Below are 20,495 nucleotides of genomic sequence, written 5' to 3'. Positions count from 1 at the left end.
GCCGGTGGCGGACTGGGTTACTGGCTGCTGATAGCTCATCTCCCGCGGGCATGCCAGTCGTCATGAATTGCCGGAATTTTCCTGTTCCGCGGCCACACCCTGTGAACCTGCCTTGAGCAATGTTCCCCCGGCGACGCCGACGCCGAGGACATACATCCACCCCTCGTGAAAATCGAAGATGTGAGAATTGAACAGCGAGGTGAAAATATTCTGCACCACCACCAACAGCCCGATCCAGGCCACCAGTCCTTCGCCGCGGAACAGCAGCAGATGCAACAGCCACATCGCATACAGCACGACAATTCCGATCGCGCCCCACTGCACCGCCACGTTGAGCGTTTGATTGTGCGGATTGCCGATCACCTCACCGGCCGCGCCGGTCTTGCCGATGGCGGCCTGCTCGAACAGCCCGCGTGTCGAGCCGGTGCCGTGCCCGAACACTGGAGCCTCGGCAAAGAATCGCAGCGACTTCTCCCAGAACTCGATCCGCAAGCCCATCGAGGTCGGGACGTTCTGCTCCTTGTATAACCGATAGTCCCTCGAAAACGTCCCGACGGTCTTGCGCAATTGCGGCGACGTTACCCAGGCCAGCCCCGCGAATGCGGTTAGCAGGCACGCGATGATCACGATGCTCCGCCATCTCAGATGCAGCAGCGCGAACACCGCGAGCATGATCGGCATGGTCACCATCGCCGTGCGCGACACGATGACAAACGCCATGTTGACAACGAAACTGAACGCCAGTGCGCTCAACAGCAGCGCCGGCACAATCCGCTTTTCGCGGAACAGCGCGATCACGGGAAACGCCAGCGCCACCGCGCACAGCGCGAATTCCTGACTCTGATCGATGTAATTCTTGACGAAGATGCCTCGTTCGAAGGTGGATTCCGCCCTCGGCTTGAGCGAGAGGTTTGGATCGAACGCTACGATCCACGACATCACCATCAGCAGCGAGCAGGAGATCAGAAACGCGGTGAATACCCACATGCCGCGCGTCGAACGCTCGAAGTGATAAAACAGGATCGGCAGCACCAGCAGTTTCACGGTCGGGCCGATGGCGTAAAGCCGCACGCCCCATGGCGCGTCCGACCATAGGGTTCCGATCGCAGCCAGGGCGAACAGCGCAATCGGGACGGTGCAGATCGGACGCTTCAGCAGCGCCGCAAAATCCCTCGGATCGATCATCGGCACCACGACGACGATCCAGGCCACCGCGAAGATGGCGACCAGCGAGGTCGACCACGGCAGCGAGAGCGCGATCAGAACGGCGATGATATCCGCCACTTTGGTCCAGGCCAGCGGGTTGCGCCAAACCGGCAGCGCGGGGTTGGCCGGCACGGTTGCCATGGCAGCGCTCACGCCGCGCCCCCACGCGCGCGGTTGACAAGCGACGTTGTGCTGAAGCCCGGCAGGATATCGACCAGCCGCACTTCGCCGCCATAGGCTTCGACGACCTCGTGGCCGACCACCTGCTCGCGGGTATAGTCCGAGCCCTTCACCAGCACGCCCGGCTTGATCTGCGTGATCAAATTGAGCGGGGTGTCCTCTTCGAACAGCACCACGAGGTCGACCGCCTCCAGCGCCGCCAGCACTTCGGAGCGGGCGCGCTCGTTCTGAACCGGACGGCCCTCGCCCTTGAGCCGCTTCACCGAGGCATCCGAGTTGAGGCCCACGATCAGCCGGTCGCAGGTGGCACGCGCCGCCGTCAGCAGTTTGACGTGGCCGGGATGCAGGATATCGAAGCAGCCATTGGTGAAGCCGACCCGCAGGTCCTGCTTGCGCCATTCCAGAAGCTGTGCGTCGAGTTCGCTGCCTTGAGCGAGGATTTTTTCTTCGGCCGCGAGAAAAGCGTGCGGCAGGATCTTGCGGCGCAATTCCGCCGGCGTCACCACCGCCGCGCCTTTCTTGCTGACGGCGACCGCGGCCGCTGCGTTCGCCATCCGCAGCGCGGCCTCCCAATCGGCTCCGGCCGCCAGCGTCACCGCAACAACCGCGGCGACGGTATCGCCCGCACCCGAGACGTCGCGGACCTTGACCGGCAGGCCGGCCACATGAATCGGCTCGCCATGACGCGGCACCAGGGTCATGCCGTGTTCGCTTTGGGTCACCAGCACGGCTTCGCAATCCGCAAGCTGCATGATCTCCTGCGCCGCTTCCGCGAGGCTCTTGCCGGTGTCGGCGCGGCTGCGGGTCGCCTCGTTGAATTCCTTGCGATTGGGCTTGAGCAGCGTCGCGCCGCGATAGACCGCAAGGTTGGGGTTCTTGGGATCGACGATCACGGGCTTGCCGAGCTTGCGCGCGGCATCGATCACGTTGCGGATCACACGCGCCGTCAGCACGCCCTTGGCATAGTCTGATAACAACACGACGCTCGCGCGCGGCAATTGCGGCAGAATCGCATCGATCAGTTTCTGCTCGATATCGATGGAAGCCGGCGCGGCCAGTTCCCAGTCCGCCCGCAGCATGTGCGTGGAGAAATGCTCGGAAACAAAACGCACCTTTCGCGTCGTCGGCCGGGCCGAATCGCGAACCAGCGTGCTTTCGATCAGGCTTTCCCGCGCCAACGCCGCCTGCAGCTTGGCGCCGGCGTCGTCCTCGCCGATCAGGCCGACAAAGATGCAGCGCGCGCCGAGCGAGGCGATATTGCGCGCGACATTGCCGGCGCCGCCGATGTCGGTCTCGCTGCGCTGGACCGCGATGACCGGTGCCGGAGCCTCAGGCGAAACCCGCGACACCTCGCCATAGACGAATTCGTCCAGCATGAGGTCGCCGACACACAGCACGGTCTGGCGGGTGATCGCATTCGACAGGGCGTCAAAATCGAACATGTGTTCTCGTCATCTATTGCCGTCAGCGGAAACGATCGGCCCGGTCAAGGAAGCCTTTGACGTAAGTTTCGACGGCATCTTCAAGCGCCGTGAAACCACCATTATACCCCGCGCGCCGCAGCCGATCGACATTGCCTTGCGTGAAGTATTGATAGCTGCCGCGAATCTGCTCGGGCATGTCGATATATTCGATATTCGGAGCCGCGCCGAGCGCGGCGTAAGTTGCGAGCATCAAATCCCTGAAACTGCGCGCCTTGCCGGTGCCGACATTGAAGAGACCGCTGACCGACGGCGTCGCCAGCAGCCACATCACGACCCGCACCACGTCGTCGACATAGATGAAATCGCGCCGCTGATCGCCGTCAGCGATTCCCTCGCGGTGCGACTTGAACAACTGCACGACGCGGCCGGCCTTGACGTCGTCGAAGCGCCGCGTCAGCACGCTCATCATCGTGCCCTTGTGGTATTCGTTGGGCCCGAACACGTTGAAAAATTTCAGGCCGACACATTGTGGCGGCAGCCTATCACCACGCGCCACGTGCTCGGCGACCGCCATGTCGAACAGATGCTTGCTCCAGCCATACAAATTCATCGGCCGCAGCGTCTTCAGCGCCAATAGCGACGGGTCGTCGTCAAAACCCTGCGCACCATCGCCATAGGTGGCCGCCGACGAGGCGTAGATGAACGGCGTGGCGTTGGTCGTGCACCAGTCGAGCAGCCGCATCGACAGCCGGAAATTGGTCTCGATCACGAGATCGCCATCTGTCGCGGTGGTCTCGGAAATGGCGCCAAGATGAATGATGGCGTCTAGCCTGCGGCCGTTCAGCCAGGCCGGCAGTTCAGCCGGCGGCAGGATGTCCGCGAGCTGGCGGTTGGCGAGGTTGCGCCATTTGCCGTCATGGCCGAGCCCGTCGCAAACCGCCACGTCGGTGCGGCCGGCGTCATTGAGCGCGGCCACGACGTTCGATCCGATAAAACCGGCACCCCCGGTCACCAGCAACATGAAAGTCCCCGCCCTGATTGCAATGCAAGCTTTGCCCCACCCGCGCTCCGCAGGCAACGTGCCTCATAAGGCGTTGTGAAGACGGCAATGCGCCGCTCGGTGCGGCTTTACCTGCCGCTGCGGAGGGGCTACCGACATCGCCGAATCAACCGGGACGAATCTACCAAAGATATGAACATTGATTCAGTGCATCGTGCGGGCGCGGAGGACCGGGAAGATGCCCGGCCGATCCTCATCGTCCCCTATATGTGGATCGGTGACTTCGTCCGCGGCCACACGGTGGTGCGGGTCCTGAAGCAGCGCTGGCCCAACCGGCCGGTCGACCTCCTGGTGACCCCCCTGTGCGCTCCGCTGGTCGATTACATGCCGGGCGTCCGCACCGGGATCGTTTGGGACCTGCCGCGGAGCCGGCTTGCGGTCGCCAAACAATGGGGGCTGGCACGGCAGCTCCGGGCCAACCATTACGGCACCGCGCTGGTCTTGCCCCGCACCTGGAAATCGGCCATTGCGCCGGCGCTGGCCGGCATTCCGGAACGGGTGGGTTTTGTCGGCGAAGCCCGGTTCGGCCTGCTCAATCGATGGCGCTGGGGCGAGAAGGCCCTGCCCCGCTTCATCGACAAGAACGCCGCACTGGCGCTGCCGGACGGCGCGCCGCTGCCACCGGAATGGCCAGCGCCGCAATTGATGGTTCCCGCCGATGAAACCGGCCGCTGGCGGCAAGCGAACGGGCTGGGCACGGCTCCCGCAGTGGCGCTGGCGCCAGGCTCGGTCGGCTCGTCCAAGCGCTGGACCTATTATCCAGAGGCGGCGCGACGGCTCGCCAAACAGGGCCTGGATGTCTGGGTGGTCGGCGGTCCCGGCGAAAAGGCGCTGGCGGCGGAGATCGTGGCCGCGGGCGGCCCGCGCGTCCGCGACCTCACCGGTACTGATTTGCGCAACGGCATTCTGGCTGTCGCCGCAGCCAGCGTGGCGATCTCAAACGATTCCGGCTTGATGCACATCGCGGCAGCGATCGGCACCCCGACCATGGGCATCTTCGGCCCCACCAGCCCCTATCACTGGGCTCCGCTCAATGGCCTCGCCGCGACCATCGTGACCAAGACCGTGGTGCCGTGCCAGCCCTGCCACCGTCCGGTCTGCACCATGAACGACCATCGCTGCATGCGCGACATTGCCGCCGCCGACGTGGTCGCCGCCGCCCAGCGCGTGCTGGCAGAGGCCACATCGCATTAACAGGACTGCTGCATCAAGATGAACGCCATCGATCCCGCCCGCTTCACGCCAAGACCATCTACGCCAAGGCCATCTACACCAAGACCCGCGGCCTTCCTCGACCGTGACGGCGTCGTCAACTACGACGATGGCCATATCGGCACGCACGACCGAATCCGCTGGATGCCGAATGCCGCGAAAGCGATCCGCCGGCTGAACGATGCCGGGTATCTCGTCTTCTTCTTCACCAATCAGTCCGGCGTCGCGCACGGCCACTTTACCGAAGACGAACTCAACACGCTGCTCGACTGGATGCGCGCCGAACTCGCCGCGGAAGGCGCTGTCATCGACGACGTCAGGTATTGCCCGCACCATCCCGACGGAACAGTGGCCGGCTATCTCGAAGACCATCACTGGCGAAAGCCGAGCCCGGGCATGATCCAAGACCTGATGCAGCATTGGCCGGTGCGGCATGACGGCAGTTTTGTCATTGGCGATCGCGCGACGGATATCGAGGCCGCGGAAGCCGCGGGCTTGCCGGGTTTTCTGTTTGCGGGCGGCGATCTCGACGCGTTCGTTGCCGACGTGATGCATCAAACCAGTGTGCGATAAACCGCCGCGATCCGGTTTGCCTCGGCATCCAGACTGAATTTCTCCACCACGCGGGCTCGCCCCCGCGCGCCCATCGCGGTCGCAGAGGATGGATCGCGCATCAATGGCTCCAGCGCCGCGACCAGCGCATCTGCGTCGCCCGGCGGCGTCAACATGCCGGTCACGCCGTCTTCGACGACAAGTTCAGCCGCGCCCGCGCGCGACGCCACCAACGCTGCGCCTGCTGACATCGCCTCGATCAGCGTCAACCCGAAACCTTCATTGCGCGAGGTGAAAGCGTAGATCGTCAACCGCTGATACCAGCGCGGCACCTCCTCGATCGGGACCTCGCCCGTGATGACGATGCGCTGACGCAGGCCGGCCGCCTCGATCCGCTTTTTCAGTTCATTGGCAAAGGCGGTCTGCTCCACCGCAATCGCGCCGACGATCACAGCGGTGAAATCAGGATAGCGCGGCAGCAATCGGCACATCGCATCGACAAACACGTCGGTGCCCTTTTGCGCGCGCACCCGGCCGAAGCAGCCGATCGCATAGCGGCCCGGCAATCCGGCTTCCGCAAACGCTGCCGCGCGATCGACGGGCGGGGCGTAGCGATCGGTATCGACGCCATGCGGAATCACGGTCGCTTCGCGCTTGAGAAACGACGCGGAGATGTCGGAGGTCGCGATGATCGCGTCCATCCGCCGTATCAGCCATCGCGTGATCCAGGTGTGATGACGCTGGGCCGCGGAAGTGAACACCAGCTTCAGAGGCCAGCCGAGCGATCGTAATACAACGCCGATGATCATCTCGTTGTTGCGGCGCGCGTGCCAGATCAGCGGCGCGCGGCGTCGCCATAGTTTCAAAAGATCCGCCACGCCCATCCGGGCGATGCCGTCAGGCGCGTCGGAACCGAACCAGGCCGAACGTAAAAGCTTAGCTAACTTCGGCGCCACCATGCGGTTGGTCGCGGTAACGCCTGAGTAACGCCTGTGGAGATTCGGCACGATCAGTTGCAGATCGCCGGCAAAATTGTTCTCGATCGGCACATCAGGCTCCGTTTCGCGCAACTGCTATACGCAACATTAAGCATCGTGACCAGTTCGCCCGCGGTGAAACCCCCTCTTCACCCAACAACGGCTAGCATCGGCCCAACAAAAAAATTGACTAACAGGGTGAGCTCATGACCGTGCTTGTGACCGGCGGCGCCGGTTATATCGGGAGTCATATGCTTCGCGCGCTGGCGGATGCCGGCGAAGGCGTCGTTGTGATCGATAATCTTTCCACCGGTTTTTCGTCATTCGTGCCGGAAGGCGTGCCGCTGTTCATCGGCGATGCCGCCGACGAGAATCTCGTCGAGGGCGTGATTGCGGCGCATGGCGTCGAGAGCATCATTCATTTTGCCGGCTCGGTGGTGGTGCCGGACTCGATGCGCGATCCGCTCGCCTATTATCGCAACAACACCATGACGACGCGCAGCCTGCTCAACGTCGCGGTGAAATGCGGCATCAACCGTTTCATCTTTTCATCGACCGCGGCGGTGTACGGCAATCCCGATCAGGTGCCGGTTTCCGAGAGCGCCCCGACGCGACCGCTGTCTCCTTACGGCTCCTCGAAGCTGATGACCGAAATCATGCTGCACGATGTCGCCTCCGCGCACGGCATGAACTACGTCGTGCTGCGCTACTTCAATGTCGCGGGCGCCGATCCGCTGGCGCGGATCGGACTTGCGACGGTTGGCGCAACCCATCTGCTGAAGATCGCGGTGGAAGCTGCAACCGGACAGCGCGCCAAGATCGACGTGTTCGGGACCGATTATCCGACGCCGGACGGAAGCTGCATCCGCGACTTCATCCATGTCAGTGATCTCGCGCAGGCGCATCGCGCGGCGCTGGCTTATTTGCGCGGGGGCGGCAGTTCGGTGACCCTCAATTGCGGCTATGGCCGCGGCTATTCGGTGCTGGAAACCATCGAAGCGGTCCGGCGCGTCTCCGGACGCAATTTTGCGGTTCAATATGCCCCGCGCCGGCCCGGCGACATCATGACCATGGTCGCAGACACCAGCCGCATGCGCACGCTGCTGGATTGGACGCCGCACTACGATAATCTCGAGACCATCGCCGAGCATGCGCTGGCCTGGGAACACAAGCTGTTCCAGGAACGCAATGGCGACCAGCAGCACGCCGCGTCGGCCTAAAACCTGTTCGGTTCTGTGATTGAATCAGAACCCGGCTCCAGCTTTTTGTTTTGACACGTTTTCCCGGCGCGAACCGGGACCCGTTTCGCTCGAAAACGCGATAAAATCTAGTTCCGCGCAAGCCCTGATTCGGCTTGAAAAACCCTGACATAGCGGGCAAGGAGTCCTTCGCTAAGGCCCTGACGCGCCGGCCGATATCCGAGCCTCGCGCTGTCAATGGAACGCGAATGACCGAACTTCCAAAGAAAATCACCGACGACCCCTATGGCGCGGCGATCCTGATCCGCCGCCTGATCATGGAACAGGGAGTCGCCTACTGGCGGCGCTATCTGCTGGCGTTCGGGCTGATGGGCATTTCGGCGGCAACGACCGCCGGATCGGCCTATCTGCTCGGCAAGGTCATCAACCAGGCCTATGTCGACAAGAACATTCGCGGCATCGCGATCCTGTCGGGGATCACGATCGTGATCTTCATGCTCAAGGGTGCGGCGACCTACGGCCACACCGTGATCCTGTCGCAGATCAGCAACGCGATCCTGGCCAATAACCAGCGGCGGCTGTTCGCCAAGCTGATGAACGAAAGCATCGCCTTCTTCTCGGAACGGCATTCGTCCGAATTTCTGGCGCGGCTGACCGCCGGCGCCAATTCGGTCACGCAGGTGCTGAGCCTCCTGATCAACGCGGTCGGGCGCGATCTGCTGTCGCTGATCGCGCTCGTGATCGTCATGGTGACGCAGGATCCGCTGATGTCGCTGCTCGGCTTCCTGGTGGCGCCGCCGGCCATGATCGTGCTGCGCAAGCTGGTAAAGCGGATCAAGGGTCTGGCGCATAACCAGTTCACGGGTACAGCCGACATTATGGAAACCATGCAGGAATCGCTGCAGGGCATCCGCACCGTGAAGGCCTTCACGCTCGAACAGACCATGAGCGACCGCATCGATGTCAGCATCAGCGCGGTCGAGCACAACGCCAACAAGATGGCGCATGTCACCAACCGTTCGAGCCCGCTGATGGAAACGCTGGGCGGCTTCGCGATCGCGGGCGGCCTGATGTATGGCGGCTATCGCGTGGTGGCGATGGGCGCGACCCCGGGCGAGTTCTTTTCGTTCCTGACCGCGTTCCTGCTCGCCTATGAGCCCGCCAAGCGGCTGGCGCGGCTGAACATCGAGTTGAACAGCAATCTGATCGGCGCGCGCAAGCTGCTGGAAATCGTCGACAGTCCGGCCACCGAACCGGCCGATGACGACAAGCCGGCACTGAAGCTGACCGAGGCGCGGATCGAACTGCGCGACGTGACCTTCAGTTATCGAGCGAACGAGCCGGTGCTCAACCGCATGAGCTTTGTCGCAGAGCCTGGCAAAGTCACCGCGCTGGTCGGCCCCTCCGGCGGCGGCAAGTCGACCGTGCTGGCGCTGCTGCTGCATTTCTACGACGTGACCAGCGGCGATATCCTGATCGACGGCCAAGCCATCTCCAAGGTCTCGCGAAAGTCGCTGCGCCAGCAAACCGCCTATGTCGGGCAGGACGTCTATCTGTTCCGCGGTACCATCCGCGAGAACATTGCATTCGGAAAGATCGGCGCCAGCGAGGCCGAAATCGAAGCCGCCGCCAAGGCAGCCTGCGCGCATGAGTTCATCACGGGCTTTCCGCTCGGCTACGACACGCCGGTCGGCGAGCATGGCGCGCAATTATCCGGCGGCCAGCGTCAGCGCATTGCCGTGGCGCGGGCGCTGATCAAGAATGCGCCGGTGATCCTGCTCGATGAGGCGACCGCCGCGCTCGATTCGGAATCCGAACAGCAGGTCCAGGAAGCGATCGAGCATCTCTGCCAGAACCGCACCACCATCGTCATCGCCCATCGCCTGCACACCATCATGCATGCCGACGCTATCCTGGTGGTCGAGGGCGGCGAGATCGTCGAGCGCGGGCGGCATGACGATCTGCTGCGCCGCGGCGGGCGCTATGCCTCGTTCTTCCGCCTGCAACATCGCGACGCCGGCCCGCTCACACTGGCGCCGATCAGCGCAACCGCGTAAAAACGACGACCTCTAGTCCGCAACCCCCGAGACCCTTTCATGAACGCTACATCCTTTGTCATCCCCGCCGCCCCGCAAGCCGCGATCCCCGTCGCCGGCGAGTCGAAATCGTTCCCGGTTCGCCGCATCTGGTGTGTCGGGCGCAATTATCTCGAGCACATCCGCGAGATGGGAAATGACGAGCGCGCCCCGCCGTTCTTCTTCGCCAAGCATGCCGACATGCTGGAGCCGGATGGCGCCACGATCCCCTACCCGCCGCTGACCAAGGATATGCACCACGAAGTCGAGTTGATCGTGGCGATGAAGAGTGGTGGCCTCAACATCCCCGCCGACAAGGCGCTCGATCACGTCTACGGCTACGCCGTCGGCATCGACCTGACCCGCCGCGACCTGCAGCAGGCCGCGCGCAAGAAGGAACGGCCGTGGGAGATCGGCAAGTCCTTCGATCATTCCGCGCCCTGCTCTGCGTTGCAGCCGGCCTCGAAGATCGGTCACCCCGCTAAGGGCAAGATCTGGCTCTCGGTCAACGGCACCGAACGCCAGAAAGGCGATCTCACCGAACTGATCTGGAGCGTGCCGGAGATCATCTGGCAGCTCTCGCAGCAGGTCGAGATCGGCGCCGGCGACATCATCATGACGGGAACGCCGGCCGGCGTCGCTGCGGTTTCGCCCGGTGACAACATCGAATGCGGGGTCGATGGCATCGGCACCCTGAAAGTCTCGATCGGCAAGCCGGCGGCGTAACCGCCTCGCCTGTATCTTCTGAAAATAATAAAGGCCCCGGACATGTTCGGGGCCTTTTTTGTATCGCGTTTTATCGCGGCGCGCTCAGATTCTCGCCAGGGCTTGCAGGCCCTTGAAAGTCAGGCGCTTGGGGTCCTTCACGCCGGACAGGTAAAACCTGCGGATGAAGGCGGTGACCGTATCGCGATCACAGTCGGTCAAGGCCATGACGGCATCGACGGCAATTCGCTGGGCGTCCATGTGGTGTTCCCTGGGCTCCTCGTGCTGACAGCAGCCTCAAGCCGCACAGCGTAGGCGTCACCGGTTAATCCGGCGTTAACCGTTTTGCCAAGATCACCGATTCACCCCCCGGCGCGTATACGCAAAACAACGCATAGGGCGTTTGGACCCAGGATCAGGCCGAAATGTCAGTGATCATGCCGGTGCGCTTGTCGGAGCTGTCCTGAACCTGTTGCTTGATCATCTGCTGAATTTTTTGTTCGACCTTCTGCTGATCGGCAGGACTCATCGCGTTGAATTGGTCCTGGGTGAGGCCGAGCTTGTTGAGCATGGAAGCGAACATGCGCTGGGCGGGCGTCATGTTGGCGTATTCTAAAAATTGCTGCACCGCTGAATTGGTTTGAGCAGCAGGCTTGGCGGTCAGGCTCGTTGACTGCGGCGTGCCTGAGGAGGGCGTCGAGGAAACGCCCGAAAACGAAACCGACATGGCAAACTCCGGACTATTACGCCGTCCAGCAAACGGCGTGCCAGACGCGCAAAAGCCAAAAGCTACAATTTTTCATTGAGTTGGCGGCGCACCGAACCGGGCAAAAAGCTCCGGATCAGGCGGGGGGAGAAAAAACTGCCGGGAAGAATGTTCCGGCCTGCTCGCCGGCGCGGCGCTTGCGCCAGGCGTCACGAATACTGCATCACGCCATCATCGACCTTGCCGAAGCGCAAGGTCACGACGTCGAGCGCGTAGTTCTGATACAGCCGCCACGGCCGTTTCGATCCCTGTTTCGGCATCTTCGCCACCGAGCGCTGCACATAGCCTGAGGTGAAGTTCAGCGACGGCAACTCGGTAATGGTGGGATCGACATTGTGCGGCATGCATTGCTTGTAGCCGCGGCGATCCATGTAGTTGATCAGGCGGCAGACATATTCGCAGGTGAGATCGCATTTCAGCGTCCACGACGCGTTGGTGTAGCCGAATGCGGATGCGAGGTTGGGCACGTCCGAATACATCATGCCCTTGTAGTTCAGCGCGCGGGCGAAATCGACAACACGGCCGTCGACGCTAACTTCGAGACCACCGAGCACTTGCAAATTCAGCCCGGTGGCGGTGACGATGATGTCGGCGTCGAGCTCGCTGCCGTCCTTCAGGCGAATGCCTTTGGCCGTGAAGGTATCGATCTGGTTGGTCACGACCGAGGCGCGCTTTTCCCGGATCGCCCTGAACAGATCGCCATCAGGCACCAGGCACAGCCGCTGATCCCAGGGATTGTAGCGCGGCGTGAAATGGGTGCCGATATCGTAGTCCGGCCCCAGCGCCATCCTGACGCCGCCGAGGATGAGCTGCTTGACCCGCTCCGGCTTGCGCCGCGAGAGCTGGAAGAAATACATCCCCCACATCACGTTGCGCCAGCGGATCAGCTGATACGCCAATTTGGCCGGCAGCCGCGCGCGCAATTTGTTGGCGACCGGATCCTGCGCCGGACGCGCGACCACATAGGTCGGCGAACGCTGCAGCATGGTGACATGCGCGGCCTGCTTGGCCATCTCCGGCACCAGCGTCACCGCGGTCGCGCCCGAGCCGATCACCACCACGCGCTTGCCGGCGTAGTCGACGTCGTCGGTCCATTTCTGCGGATGCACGATACGGCCCGCAAAATCCTTCGCGCCCGGGAATTCCGGCGCGTAGCCGTTCTCGTAATTGTAGTAGCCGGAGCACATGAACAGGAAATTGCAGGTGAAGCGCACGATTTCGGTCGCCCCCTCGCCGACCGTGCGTTCAGCCTCCACGGTCCAGCGCGCATCCGGCGACGACCACGACGCGCGCTTGACCCGATGGTTGAAGCGGATCTTCTGGTCGATGCCGTTGTCGACCGCGGTTTCGCGCACGTAATTGAGAATTCGCGGGCCGTCCGCGATCGCCTTGGGCTCGGTCCATGGCTTGAACGAATAGCCCAGCGTGAACATGTCGCTGTCGGAGCGGATGCCGGGATAGCGGAACAGATCCCAGGTGCCGCCGATGCAATCGCGGCCCTCCAGAATGACGTAGCTCTTGCCGGGACATTTGCTCTGCAAATGATAGCCCGCGCCGATGCCGGACAACCCGGCGCCGACAATCAGCACGTCGAAATGTTCGGAAGGTGTGATCATCACCGAGGCCTGCCTGGCTCACCACCACCATGGCCAGGCTTCGTCCCGGCCATCCACGTCTGCTCACACCGACTCTAAAGACGTGGATGCCCGGCACAAGGCCGGGCATGACAAAATATTGCGTAATTCCGGGACGCCAGCAGAGCGAGCGAACCCGGAATAACGATTTAAAAGCTCAATACCGGTAATGGTCGGCCTTGAACGGGCCTTCCGGCTTGACGCCGATGTACTCGGCCTGGTCGGGCCGCAGTTTCGTCAGCTTCACGCCGATCTTGGCGAGATGCAGCCGCGCCACCTTCTCGTCCAGCGACTTCGGCAGCACATAGACCTTCTTGTCGTACTTGCCGCCCTTGTTGTTGGCGAACAGTTCGATCTGCGCCAGCGTCTGGTTGGTGAAGGACGCCGACATCACGAAGCTCGGATGACCCATGGCATTGCCGAGGTTGACGAGGCGGCCTTCCGACAACAGGATGATGCGGTGCTTGTCGGGGAATTCGATCTCGTCGACCTGCGGCTTGATGTTGGTCCATTTCAGATTGCGCAAGCCTGCGATCTGGATCTCGTTGTCGAAGTGACCGATGTTGCAGACGATGGCGCGGTCCTTCATCGCGCGCATGTGCTCGATGGTGATGATGTCCTTGTTGCCGGTCGCGGTGACGAAGATGTCGGCGCGCGGAGCTGCATCTTCCATCGTGACGACTTCATAGCCTTCCATCGCCGCCTGCAGCGCGCAGATCGGATCGACTTCCGACACCAGGACGCGGCAGCCGGCCTGGCGCAGCGACGCAGCCGAGCCCTTGCCGACGTCGCCGAAGCCCGCGACCATCGCTACCTTGCCCGACATCATCACGTCGGTGCCGCGACGGATGCCGTCGACCAGCGATTCACGGCAGCCATAGAGATTGTCGAACTTCGACTTGGTGACGCTGTCGTTGACGTTGATCGCCGGGAACAGCAGCTTGCCTTCCTTCTCCATGGTGTAGAGCCGGTGCACGCCCGTCGTGGTCTCTTCCGAGACGCCCTTGATGTTTTTCGCGATCTCGGCGAACCAGCCCTTGGGCTTTTCCTTCAGGAGCTTCTTGATCAGCGCGAAGAACACTTCCTCTTCTTCCGATCCCGGCTTGTCGAGGAACGCCACATCGCCGTTCTCGGCGCGCAGGCCGTGATGCACCAGCATGGTGGCATCGCCGCCGTCGTCGAGGATCATGTTGGGCGTGCCGCCGCCATGCCAGTCGAACAGCTTGGCGGTGTAATCCCAGTACTCAGTGAGGCTCTCGCCCTTTACCGCGAACACGGGAATGCCGGCTGCGGCGATCGCGGCCGCCGCATGGTCCTGCGTCGAATAGATGTTGCAGGAGACCCAGCGGATATCGGCGCCAAGCGCCGCCAGCGTCTCGATCAGGACCGCGGTCTGGATCGTCATGTGCAGCGAGCCCGCGATGCGCGCGCCCTTCAGAGGTTGTTTGGGGCCGTATTCCTCGCGCGTCGCCATCAGGCCAGGCATTTCGGTCTCGGCCAGCGAGATTTCCTTGCGGCCGAACTCGGCGAGCGAGATGTCCTTGACGATGTAATCGGTGAAGGCGGGCTTCTTGGCGGTGGCGGTCATGTAATGGGTTCCTTTATCTTCGCTCGAACGACCGTTCATACGAAGGGGTCTGCAATGTCTCGTCATGCCCGGCCCTGTGCCGGGCATCCACGTCTTGGCCGCTACAAAAGAAGGACGTGGATGGCCGGGACAAGCCCGGCCATGACGGCTTATGTATGTCGCGGCGTCCTACTCAAATACACAATCAGATCGCGCGCTTCAGTTCCGCGGCGAGGTCGGTTCTTTCCCACGAGAAGCCGCCGTCCTTTTCCGGCGCACGGCCGAAGTGACCATAAGCCGCGGTGCGGCGGTAGATCGGGCGGTTCAGCTTGAGCGAACGGCGGATGTTGGTCGGCGTCAGGCGGAAGATCTGCGGCAGCACCTTCTCCAGCTTCTTTTCATCGACCTTGCCGGTGCCGTGGGTATCGACCAGCACGGACATCGGATCGGCGACGCCGATCGCGTAGGCGACCTGGATGGTGCAGCGGTCGGCGAAACCCGCCGCCACCACGTTCTTGGCAAGATAGCGCGCGGCATAGGCGGCCGAGCGATCGACCTTGGTCGGATCCTTGCCGGAGAACGCGCCGCCGCCATGCGGCGCATAGCCGCCATAGGTATCGACGATGATCTTGCGTCCGGTGAGACCGCAATCGCCGTCGGGGCCGCCGACCACGAAGTTGCCGGTCGGGTTGACCAGGAAGTCGGAGTTCTTTTGTGGCATCCAGCCCTTCGGCAGCGCCGATTCGACCGCGGTCGAGATCATGTCCTTGATCAGGCCGGGTGAGTACTTCTTGCCGTTGCGGCTTTTCTCGTTGTGCTGGGTCGAGACCACGACCTTGGTGCAACCGGTCGGCTTGCCGTCGACATATTTCACCGTCACCTGGCTCTTGGCGTCGGGCTGCAGATCGGCGAGTTGGCCGTTGCGGCGCTTCTCGGACAGCACCTTCAGAATCTTGTGCGCGAAGTAGATCGGCGCGGGCATGTAGGAGCCCTTTTCGTACACTTCGCTCTCGTTGCAGGCGTAACCGAACATCATGCCCTGGTCGCCGGCGCCTTCTTCCTCGCCGCTCTTCTTTTTCTTGGCATCGACGCCCATCGCGATGTCGGGCGACTGACCATGCAGCAGCACCTCGATGTCGGCGCCGTGATAGGAAAAGCCGTTCTGGTCGTAGCCGATATCCTTGACCACGCCGCGGGCGATCTCGCTGATCAATTCGCGGTCGACGACCGGGACGCCATGGATGGTGCGGAACAACTGGCCGCGGCCTTCGCCGGCGATGACGATCTTGTTGGTGGTGCACAGCGTCTCGCAGCCGAGCCTCGTATTGACGAGGCTGTTGTCGGCAATGCCGAGCTCGACATCCTTGGCAAGGAACGCGTCGAGGATAGCATCCGAAATCTGGTCCGAGACCTTGTCCGGGTGCCCCTCTGAAACCGATTCACTGGTGAACAGATAAGACTCGCGCATCAACTAACCCCTTGTTTCCGCCTGATGTCGGCGGCCCTTTCATGTGTGTCCTGAAATGTCAGTCTCGACGACGCGAGATGACGTAGGATTCGTCGTAAAACCAGAGCCCGTTATGCTTGCGCAGAACTTCTCTGGCGGCATCGAGAGTGCGGCCGCTTTGAGCCATGTCCGTCAACCGGTCGTCTTCAATCTGCGCGACATACACCGCCGCGTTCCATGCTGCAAAGGCCGTTGAGGTTCCGATCGTGCCGGTGACCTCATTGGGCAGCGCTTCCATATCATAACGGAAGATCGAACGGTTATCGGCGTAGGCATTAAAGTTAAGGTCGCGCCCGGCCGACCCCAGCTCGTATTTCACCGCGCGCAATAGCTCATGGCGACTGACCGCGAAAGGATTTTCTCCGGGCCATACGGCCTGGATCATTTCGAGGCCCGGATCCTGCCCGTGGGAGTGGATTCCAATCAAGCGGCCCCCTGCCCGTAGCGCGCGCGCGAGCGGTGCAATGATACGCTTGGCGCGGAAATTAACCGAGGATTTGGCCCGATAAGGCTGGGAAGCGATGATCAGGTCGAAATTGGCCTCGGAGCGGCCGGCACGCGGAATGATCGAATCAAGCAGGAACCGGTGGTCGTCCCGATACAGCACCAGCGCGACCGGCCGCTCATAGGTCGGCATGCCCGAGCGCGGGCTGACATTGGCGCGCCAGTTCTGCTCAAGAAATGGGCCGAGTTCGGCGATCTGGGTCTCGAACTCTCCGGATGAGGCCCCGCGCAGCGCCACCTCGTGCCAGATCATCCCAGCCGCCGCCGCGGGCGAGGCCGGCGTCAGCCAGGGCGCCTCGGCGTAATACATGTTGGTGAGCACAAAGACGGTCGCCGGATGCTCGAACAGCCGGTCCGGCACCTTGTCCAGCGTCAGCCGGACGTCCTCCAGGCTGAGCTCCTTGCCCGCGATATAGAACGGCATATGCGGCAGGCGGCTGTGCATCGACCGCATCACCCGCGCCAGCACGGTGCCGTCGCCGCAACCGGCGTCGAACACCCGCAGCGCCGGCGGACGCGGATGGATGCTGGAAAGCTCCAGCGCCACCCGCTCGGCGATCACCCGCTTCTCGCTGCAGGTGTGGACGAACAGCAGATATTTCTGCCGGTTCTCGAAAAACCGGAAATTGCCGCGGGGATCGCGTTTTTCAGGTGGGACTTCGAGGCCGCGCGGCGGTGGCACCCCGCCCGGCATCGATGCTGCGATATAGGCCTGGATGCGATCGAGGGTGTCGATGGTGATGCGCTTGCCCTCGCGCAGCCGGTGCACCAGCTTGCCGTCATTGACCGCACGGCGGCCAAAGGTCGATTCCGCCATGTCGATCTGGCGGCAGAATTCGGAGATCTGGCTGAGGATCTGGTCGTTTTTCATCAGGCCGGAAATGGGAAGATTGGGTGGGCAGCGGCATTTGGCCCAAACGTCCTACCATCATCTGCCCAACGGGGAAATGCCGATGAGGCTATTTTCTCACATAGCCCTTCACGCTCTCCGCGATCCGCTGCGCCTCAAGTCCGATCTCGCGAAATTGTCCGGTCGCCGCGGTGATCTGGCCACAGAAATAGAGACCGGGCGCGCTGGTCGCCCGCCCGGTCACCAGCGGCATGCCATGCTTGTCGAACACGTCTTCCACGTCCGGCATCAAGCGGCGCAGATCGGGGCGGAAGCCGGTCGCCAGAATGATCGCGTCGAACTTTTCGTTCTTGCCATCGGCAAACACGACGCTATCGGACGCAAGGCGGTCGATGGCACCGTATATTTTGATGGAGCCATCCCTGATCCTGTCCAGCGTGCCGACATCGATCAGCGGCACGCGTCCGTTCTCTTCGATCATTTGCAGCGGCCCTCTCGCCGCGCGGCGCAATCCAAGCTTTTCGATATCACCCAAAGCGAGCCGCAACACCGGCGCGTTGATCAGGTCGACCAGCCGCGCAGGCAGGCGCCGATATAAGATCGCCCATGCCACGATCGGAAAACCCAGGAGATCGCGCGGCAAGACCTGAACGGGGCCGCGAACCGCCAGCGCGACATCGACGCCGGCACTGGTGAGATCGAGCGCGATCTCACCGCCGGAATTGCCGAAGCCGACAACGAGCACACGCTTTGCCGCATACGGTGTCGGGTTGCGATATTCGCTGCTGTGAACGACCGATCCTTGATAGGTCTCCAACCCCGGCCATGACGGACGATAGGGTGCGTCGGCAAGACCTGTTGCAACGACTACCACGGGAGCGGCCATCGAGGTGTGACCGGCCTCCACGCGCCACTGCACCCCGTCGCGCCGAACCGACGACACCGCCATATTGAAAACCGGGCGGATGTCGAAGCGTGCGGCGTAGCTTTCGAGATATTCGACCACCTGTTGGCGAGATGGATACAGCGGATAGGTCCGCGGCATTTCCATGCCGGCCAAACCAGAATGTTTGCGGTCTGAATGCAGGTGCAGCCGATCGTAATGGCGACGCCAAACCGATCCGACGCTGTCAGCCTTTTCCAGCACCATCACGTTGAGCCCCTCCGCGCGTATCATAGCGGCGCAAGCAAGCCCCGCGGGGCCGGCGCCGACAATGATCGCGTCAGGGCTTGGTGTCATGTCCCCTCTCGTCATTGCACGCGACGGGATCTGCGTAGGCTATCATATCCTCATGGTGAGCCAACGGATCGGGGCAACGCGCCGACCGATGAAAGGCTTCGCGGTGCAATCCAGGACCACACAGGCGGTCTGGATTGCTTCGTCGCTGTCGCTCCTCGCAATGACGCGGTAATATACCAGCGTATTGGCAGTAACTCCGATGAAGCAACCCTGCGTTTACATCATGGCAAGCCGCCGCAACGGAACGCTTTACGCAGGCGTTACGTCCGATTTGCCGAAACGTGCTTTCGAACATCGCGAAGGGTTGGCCAAGGGTTTTTCAGCAAAATATAGCTGCAAGATACTTGTCTGGTATGAACTTCACGACAGCATGATCGAAGCCATTACGCGCGAGAAGCAGATTAAGGCTGGGAGCCGGGCGGATAAACTAGCTCTGATTGAAGGCCTCAATCCTCAATGGAAAGACCTCTACGAAACGCTGGCATAGGTCGACGGGCGCGCGTTGCGATCACGCCGTCATTGCGAGCGCGACGAAGCAATCCAGGACCACACAGGCAGTCTGGATTGCTTCGTCGCTTACGCTCCTCGCAATGACGGAAAGGTCAACCTCGCGCGGTGCGAAGGAAAGGAAATCACTTCCCCCACACCTCGTTCGCGACGTCGACCGCGAGCTTCAATTTCGCCCACTGTTCTTCCTCGCTGAGGATGTTGCCCTCTTCCGTGGAGGCAAAGCCGCATTGCGGCGACAGCGCGAGTTGTTCGAGCGGCACGAACTTGGCCGCCTCTTCCAACCGGCGCTTGATGTCGTCTTTTTTCTCGAGCGCGCCGGTCTTGGAGGTAATGACGCCGACCACCACGATCTTGTTGCCCTTCGGCAAATAGCGCAGCGGCTCGAAGCCACCGGCGCGGTCGGAATCATATTCCAGGAAATAGCCGTCGTAATTGGTGCCGGCCAGCATGGTCTCCGCCACCGGCTCGTAGCCGCCGGACGAAATCCAGGTCGAACGGAAATTGCCACGGCAGACATGGGTCGTGATCACCATATCGGCCGGCCGCTCTGATATCGCGTAGTTGATGATGCGGGCATAGATTTCCTGCAGGCCGTCAGGATTGTCGCCACGCTCGCGCGACTTCCTCAGTTCATCCTGCGAGCAGAGATAGGCCCACACCGTGTCGTCGAATTGCAGATAGCGGCAACCGGCGTCGTAAAAAGCCTTGACCGCCTTGCGATAGGTTTTGCCGAGATCCTCGAAGAACACTTCGAGATCGGGATATACTTCTTTCGAGATCAGCTTGCGGCCGCCGCGGAAATGCAGCACGGCCGGCGACGGGATCGTCATCTTCGCCGTGACATGGGCGATATCGCACTGCCTCTTCAGAAACTTGAAGTGATCCAGCATCGGATGATCGGCGGGAAAATCCAGCTTTCCGGTGACGCGGATGGCATCATGCCGGGTCTGCACGCCGGCAAACTGGATGCCTTCGTCGGGGTGAAACAATTCGCAGCCGGTGAGCTTTGCGAGAAAATCGAAATGCCACCAGGAGCGGCGGAATTCACCGTCGGTCGCCAGCTTCAGACCGGTCGAGGCCTGCCGGTGCACGACTTTCTCGATTTCCATGTCTTCGGCCTTGCGCAGATCGGCAGCCGTGATCTCCCCCTTCTCGAGCCTGGCGCGCGCTTCCTTGATGCGCGGCGGCCGCAACAGGCTGCCGACCTCGTCGGCGCGGAACGGGGCTTTGGTTCTTTGCATGGTGTTCACTCCCTCGAAAACGATCTCAAAGTCAGTCCGGGATGCGCCGAAGACGCCGGCCCGGCATCACGCCTAATGCCAGATTC

The 20,495-nt window shown here is 62.2% G+C and carries 18 protein-coding genes; 6 read left to right on the top strand and 12 right to left on the bottom strand.

Going from position 1 to position 20,495, the window contains the following annotated elements:
* Positions 1-60: 60 nt before the first annotated feature.
* From BLV09_RS00660 to rfaD, 3 genes are read right to left on the bottom strand one after another with little or no spacing between them, the layout of a single operon-like run.
* Positions 61-1,347: an O-antigen ligase family protein gene (locus BLV09_RS00660; RefSeq protein ID WP_146690936.1), complete on the bottom strand. Its 1,287-nt coding sequence runs from the start codon at positions 1,345-1,347 to the stop codon at positions 61-63.
* A gap of 8 nt (positions 1,348-1,355) precedes the next feature.
* A complete protein-coding gene (rfaE1, locus tag BLV09_RS00655) occupies positions 1,356-2,828 on the bottom strand; it encodes a D-glycero-beta-D-manno-heptose-7-phosphate kinase (RefSeq protein ID WP_146685959.1) in 1,473 nt (490 codons plus the stop codon).
* A gap of 22 nt (positions 2,829-2,850) precedes the next feature.
* Positions 2,851-3,831: an ADP-glyceromanno-heptose 6-epimerase gene (gene rfaD, locus BLV09_RS00650; RefSeq protein ID WP_146685958.1), complete on the bottom strand. Its 981-nt coding sequence runs from the start codon at positions 3,829-3,831 to the stop codon at positions 2,851-2,853.
* A 171-nt stretch (positions 3,832-4,002) separates the two neighbouring features.
* Between rfaD and waaF the strand changes: the two genes are divergently transcribed.
* Both waaF and BLV09_RS00640 read left to right on the top strand, forming a co-directional pair.
* Positions 4,003-5,064: a lipopolysaccharide heptosyltransferase II gene (gene waaF, locus BLV09_RS00645; RefSeq protein ID WP_146685957.1), complete on the top strand. Its 1,062-nt coding sequence runs from the start codon at positions 4,003-4,005 to the stop codon at positions 5,062-5,064.
* A gap of 18 nt (positions 5,065-5,082) precedes the next feature.
* On the top strand, positions 5,083-5,655 hold the full coding sequence (locus tag BLV09_RS00640) for a D-glycero-alpha-D-manno-heptose-1,7-bisphosphate 7-phosphatase (protein ID WP_146685956.1): 573 nt from the start codon (positions 5,083-5,085) through the stop codon (positions 5,653-5,655).
* Here BLV09_RS00640 and BLV09_RS00635 read toward each other — a convergent pair.
* Positions 5,637-6,683: a glycosyltransferase family 4 protein gene (locus BLV09_RS00635; RefSeq protein ID WP_167558580.1), complete on the bottom strand. Its 1,047-nt coding sequence runs from the start codon at positions 6,681-6,683 to the stop codon at positions 5,637-5,639. The two genes, BLV09_RS00640 and BLV09_RS00635, sit on opposite strands and share 19 nt — an antisense overlap.
* A gap of 134 nt (positions 6,684-6,817) precedes the next feature.
* Between BLV09_RS00635 and galE the strand changes: the two genes are divergently transcribed.
* The 3 genes from galE to BLV09_RS00620 all read left to right on the top strand — a co-directional run bounded on the left by galE (position 6,818) and on the right by BLV09_RS00620 (position 10,611).
* Positions 6,818-7,831, top strand: coding sequence for a UDP-glucose 4-epimerase GalE (gene galE / locus BLV09_RS00630; RefSeq protein ID WP_146685955.1), 1,014 nt, complete (start codon positions 6,818-6,820; stop codon positions 7,829-7,831).
* 227 nt (positions 7,832-8,058) lie between these two features.
* A complete protein-coding gene (locus tag BLV09_RS00625) occupies positions 8,059-9,867 on the top strand; it encodes an ABC transporter ATP-binding protein (protein ID WP_146685954.1) in 1,809 nt (602 codons plus the stop codon).
* Positions 9,868-9,906: 39 nt separating this feature from the next.
* A complete protein-coding gene (locus tag BLV09_RS00620) occupies positions 9,907-10,611 on the top strand; it encodes a fumarylacetoacetate hydrolase family protein (protein ID WP_146685953.1) in 705 nt (234 codons plus the stop codon).
* 84 nt (positions 10,612-10,695) lie between these two features.
* Here BLV09_RS00620 and BLV09_RS36900 read toward each other — a convergent pair whose 3' ends face one another.
* The 7 genes from BLV09_RS36900 to BLV09_RS00590 all read right to left on the bottom strand — a co-directional run bounded on the left by BLV09_RS36900 (position 10,696) and on the right by BLV09_RS00590 (position 18,658).
* The gene (locus tag BLV09_RS36900; protein WP_167558579.1) at positions 10,696-10,851 is read right to left on the bottom strand and encodes a hypothetical protein; all 156 of its coding nucleotides are present in this window, start codon (positions 10,849-10,851) and stop codon (positions 10,696-10,698) included.
* Between the two features lie 154 nt (positions 10,852-11,005).
* The gene (locus BLV09_RS00615; RefSeq protein WP_100387008.1) at positions 11,006-11,317 is read right to left on the bottom strand and encodes a hypothetical protein; all 312 of its coding nucleotides are present in this window, start codon (positions 11,315-11,317) and stop codon (positions 11,006-11,008) included.
* Between the two features lie 188 nt (positions 11,318-11,505).
* On the bottom strand, positions 11,506-12,972 hold the full coding sequence (locus BLV09_RS00610) for a flavin-containing monooxygenase (protein ID WP_146685952.1): 1,467 nt from the start codon (positions 12,970-12,972) through the stop codon (positions 11,506-11,508).
* 175 nt (positions 12,973-13,147) lie between these two features.
* Complete coding sequence (gene ahcY, locus BLV09_RS00605; RefSeq protein WP_146685951.1) at positions 13,148-14,578, bottom strand: adenosylhomocysteinase; 1,431 nt, start codon at positions 14,576-14,578, stop codon at positions 13,148-13,150.
* 184 nt (positions 14,579-14,762) lie between these two features.
* On the bottom strand, positions 14,763-16,025 hold the full coding sequence (gene metK / locus BLV09_RS00600) for a methionine adenosyltransferase (protein WP_146685950.1): 1,263 nt from the start codon (positions 16,023-16,025) through the stop codon (positions 14,763-14,765).
* 58 nt (positions 16,026-16,083) lie between these two features.
* Positions 16,084-17,439 (bottom strand): hypothetical protein, encoded by a 1,356-nt coding sequence (locus BLV09_RS00595; RefSeq protein WP_146685949.1) that lies wholly within the window; start codon positions 17,437-17,439, stop codon positions 16,084-16,086.
* Between the two features lie 88 nt (positions 17,440-17,527).
* Complete coding sequence (locus tag BLV09_RS00590) at positions 17,528-18,658, bottom strand: flavin-containing monooxygenase (protein WP_146685948.1); 1,131 nt, start codon at positions 18,656-18,658, stop codon at positions 17,528-17,530.
* Between the two features lie 199 nt (positions 18,659-18,857).
* On the opposite strand from BLV09_RS00590, the gene BLV09_RS00585 reads away from it, so the two are divergent.
* Complete coding sequence (locus BLV09_RS00585) at positions 18,858-19,145, top strand: GIY-YIG nuclease family protein (protein ID WP_146685947.1); 288 nt, start codon at positions 18,858-18,860, stop codon at positions 19,143-19,145.
* A 145-nt stretch (positions 19,146-19,290) separates the two neighbouring features.
* Here BLV09_RS00585 and BLV09_RS00580 read toward each other — a convergent pair whose 3' ends face one another.
* Positions 19,291-20,409, bottom strand: coding sequence for a cobalamin-independent methionine synthase II family protein (locus tag BLV09_RS00580; protein ID WP_146685946.1), 1,119 nt, complete (start codon positions 20,407-20,409; stop codon positions 19,291-19,293).
* Between the last annotated feature and the right edge of the window lie 86 nt (positions 20,410-20,495).

It is taken from the genome of Bradyrhizobium canariense, assembly GCF_900105125.1.
GTDB classification, from domain to species: Bacteria; Pseudomonadota; Alphaproteobacteria; order Rhizobiales; family Xanthobacteraceae; genus Bradyrhizobium; species Bradyrhizobium canariense_A.
Note: the sequence above shows the minus strand (reverse complement) of the source record. Positions and strands in the feature narration are given on the sequence as shown.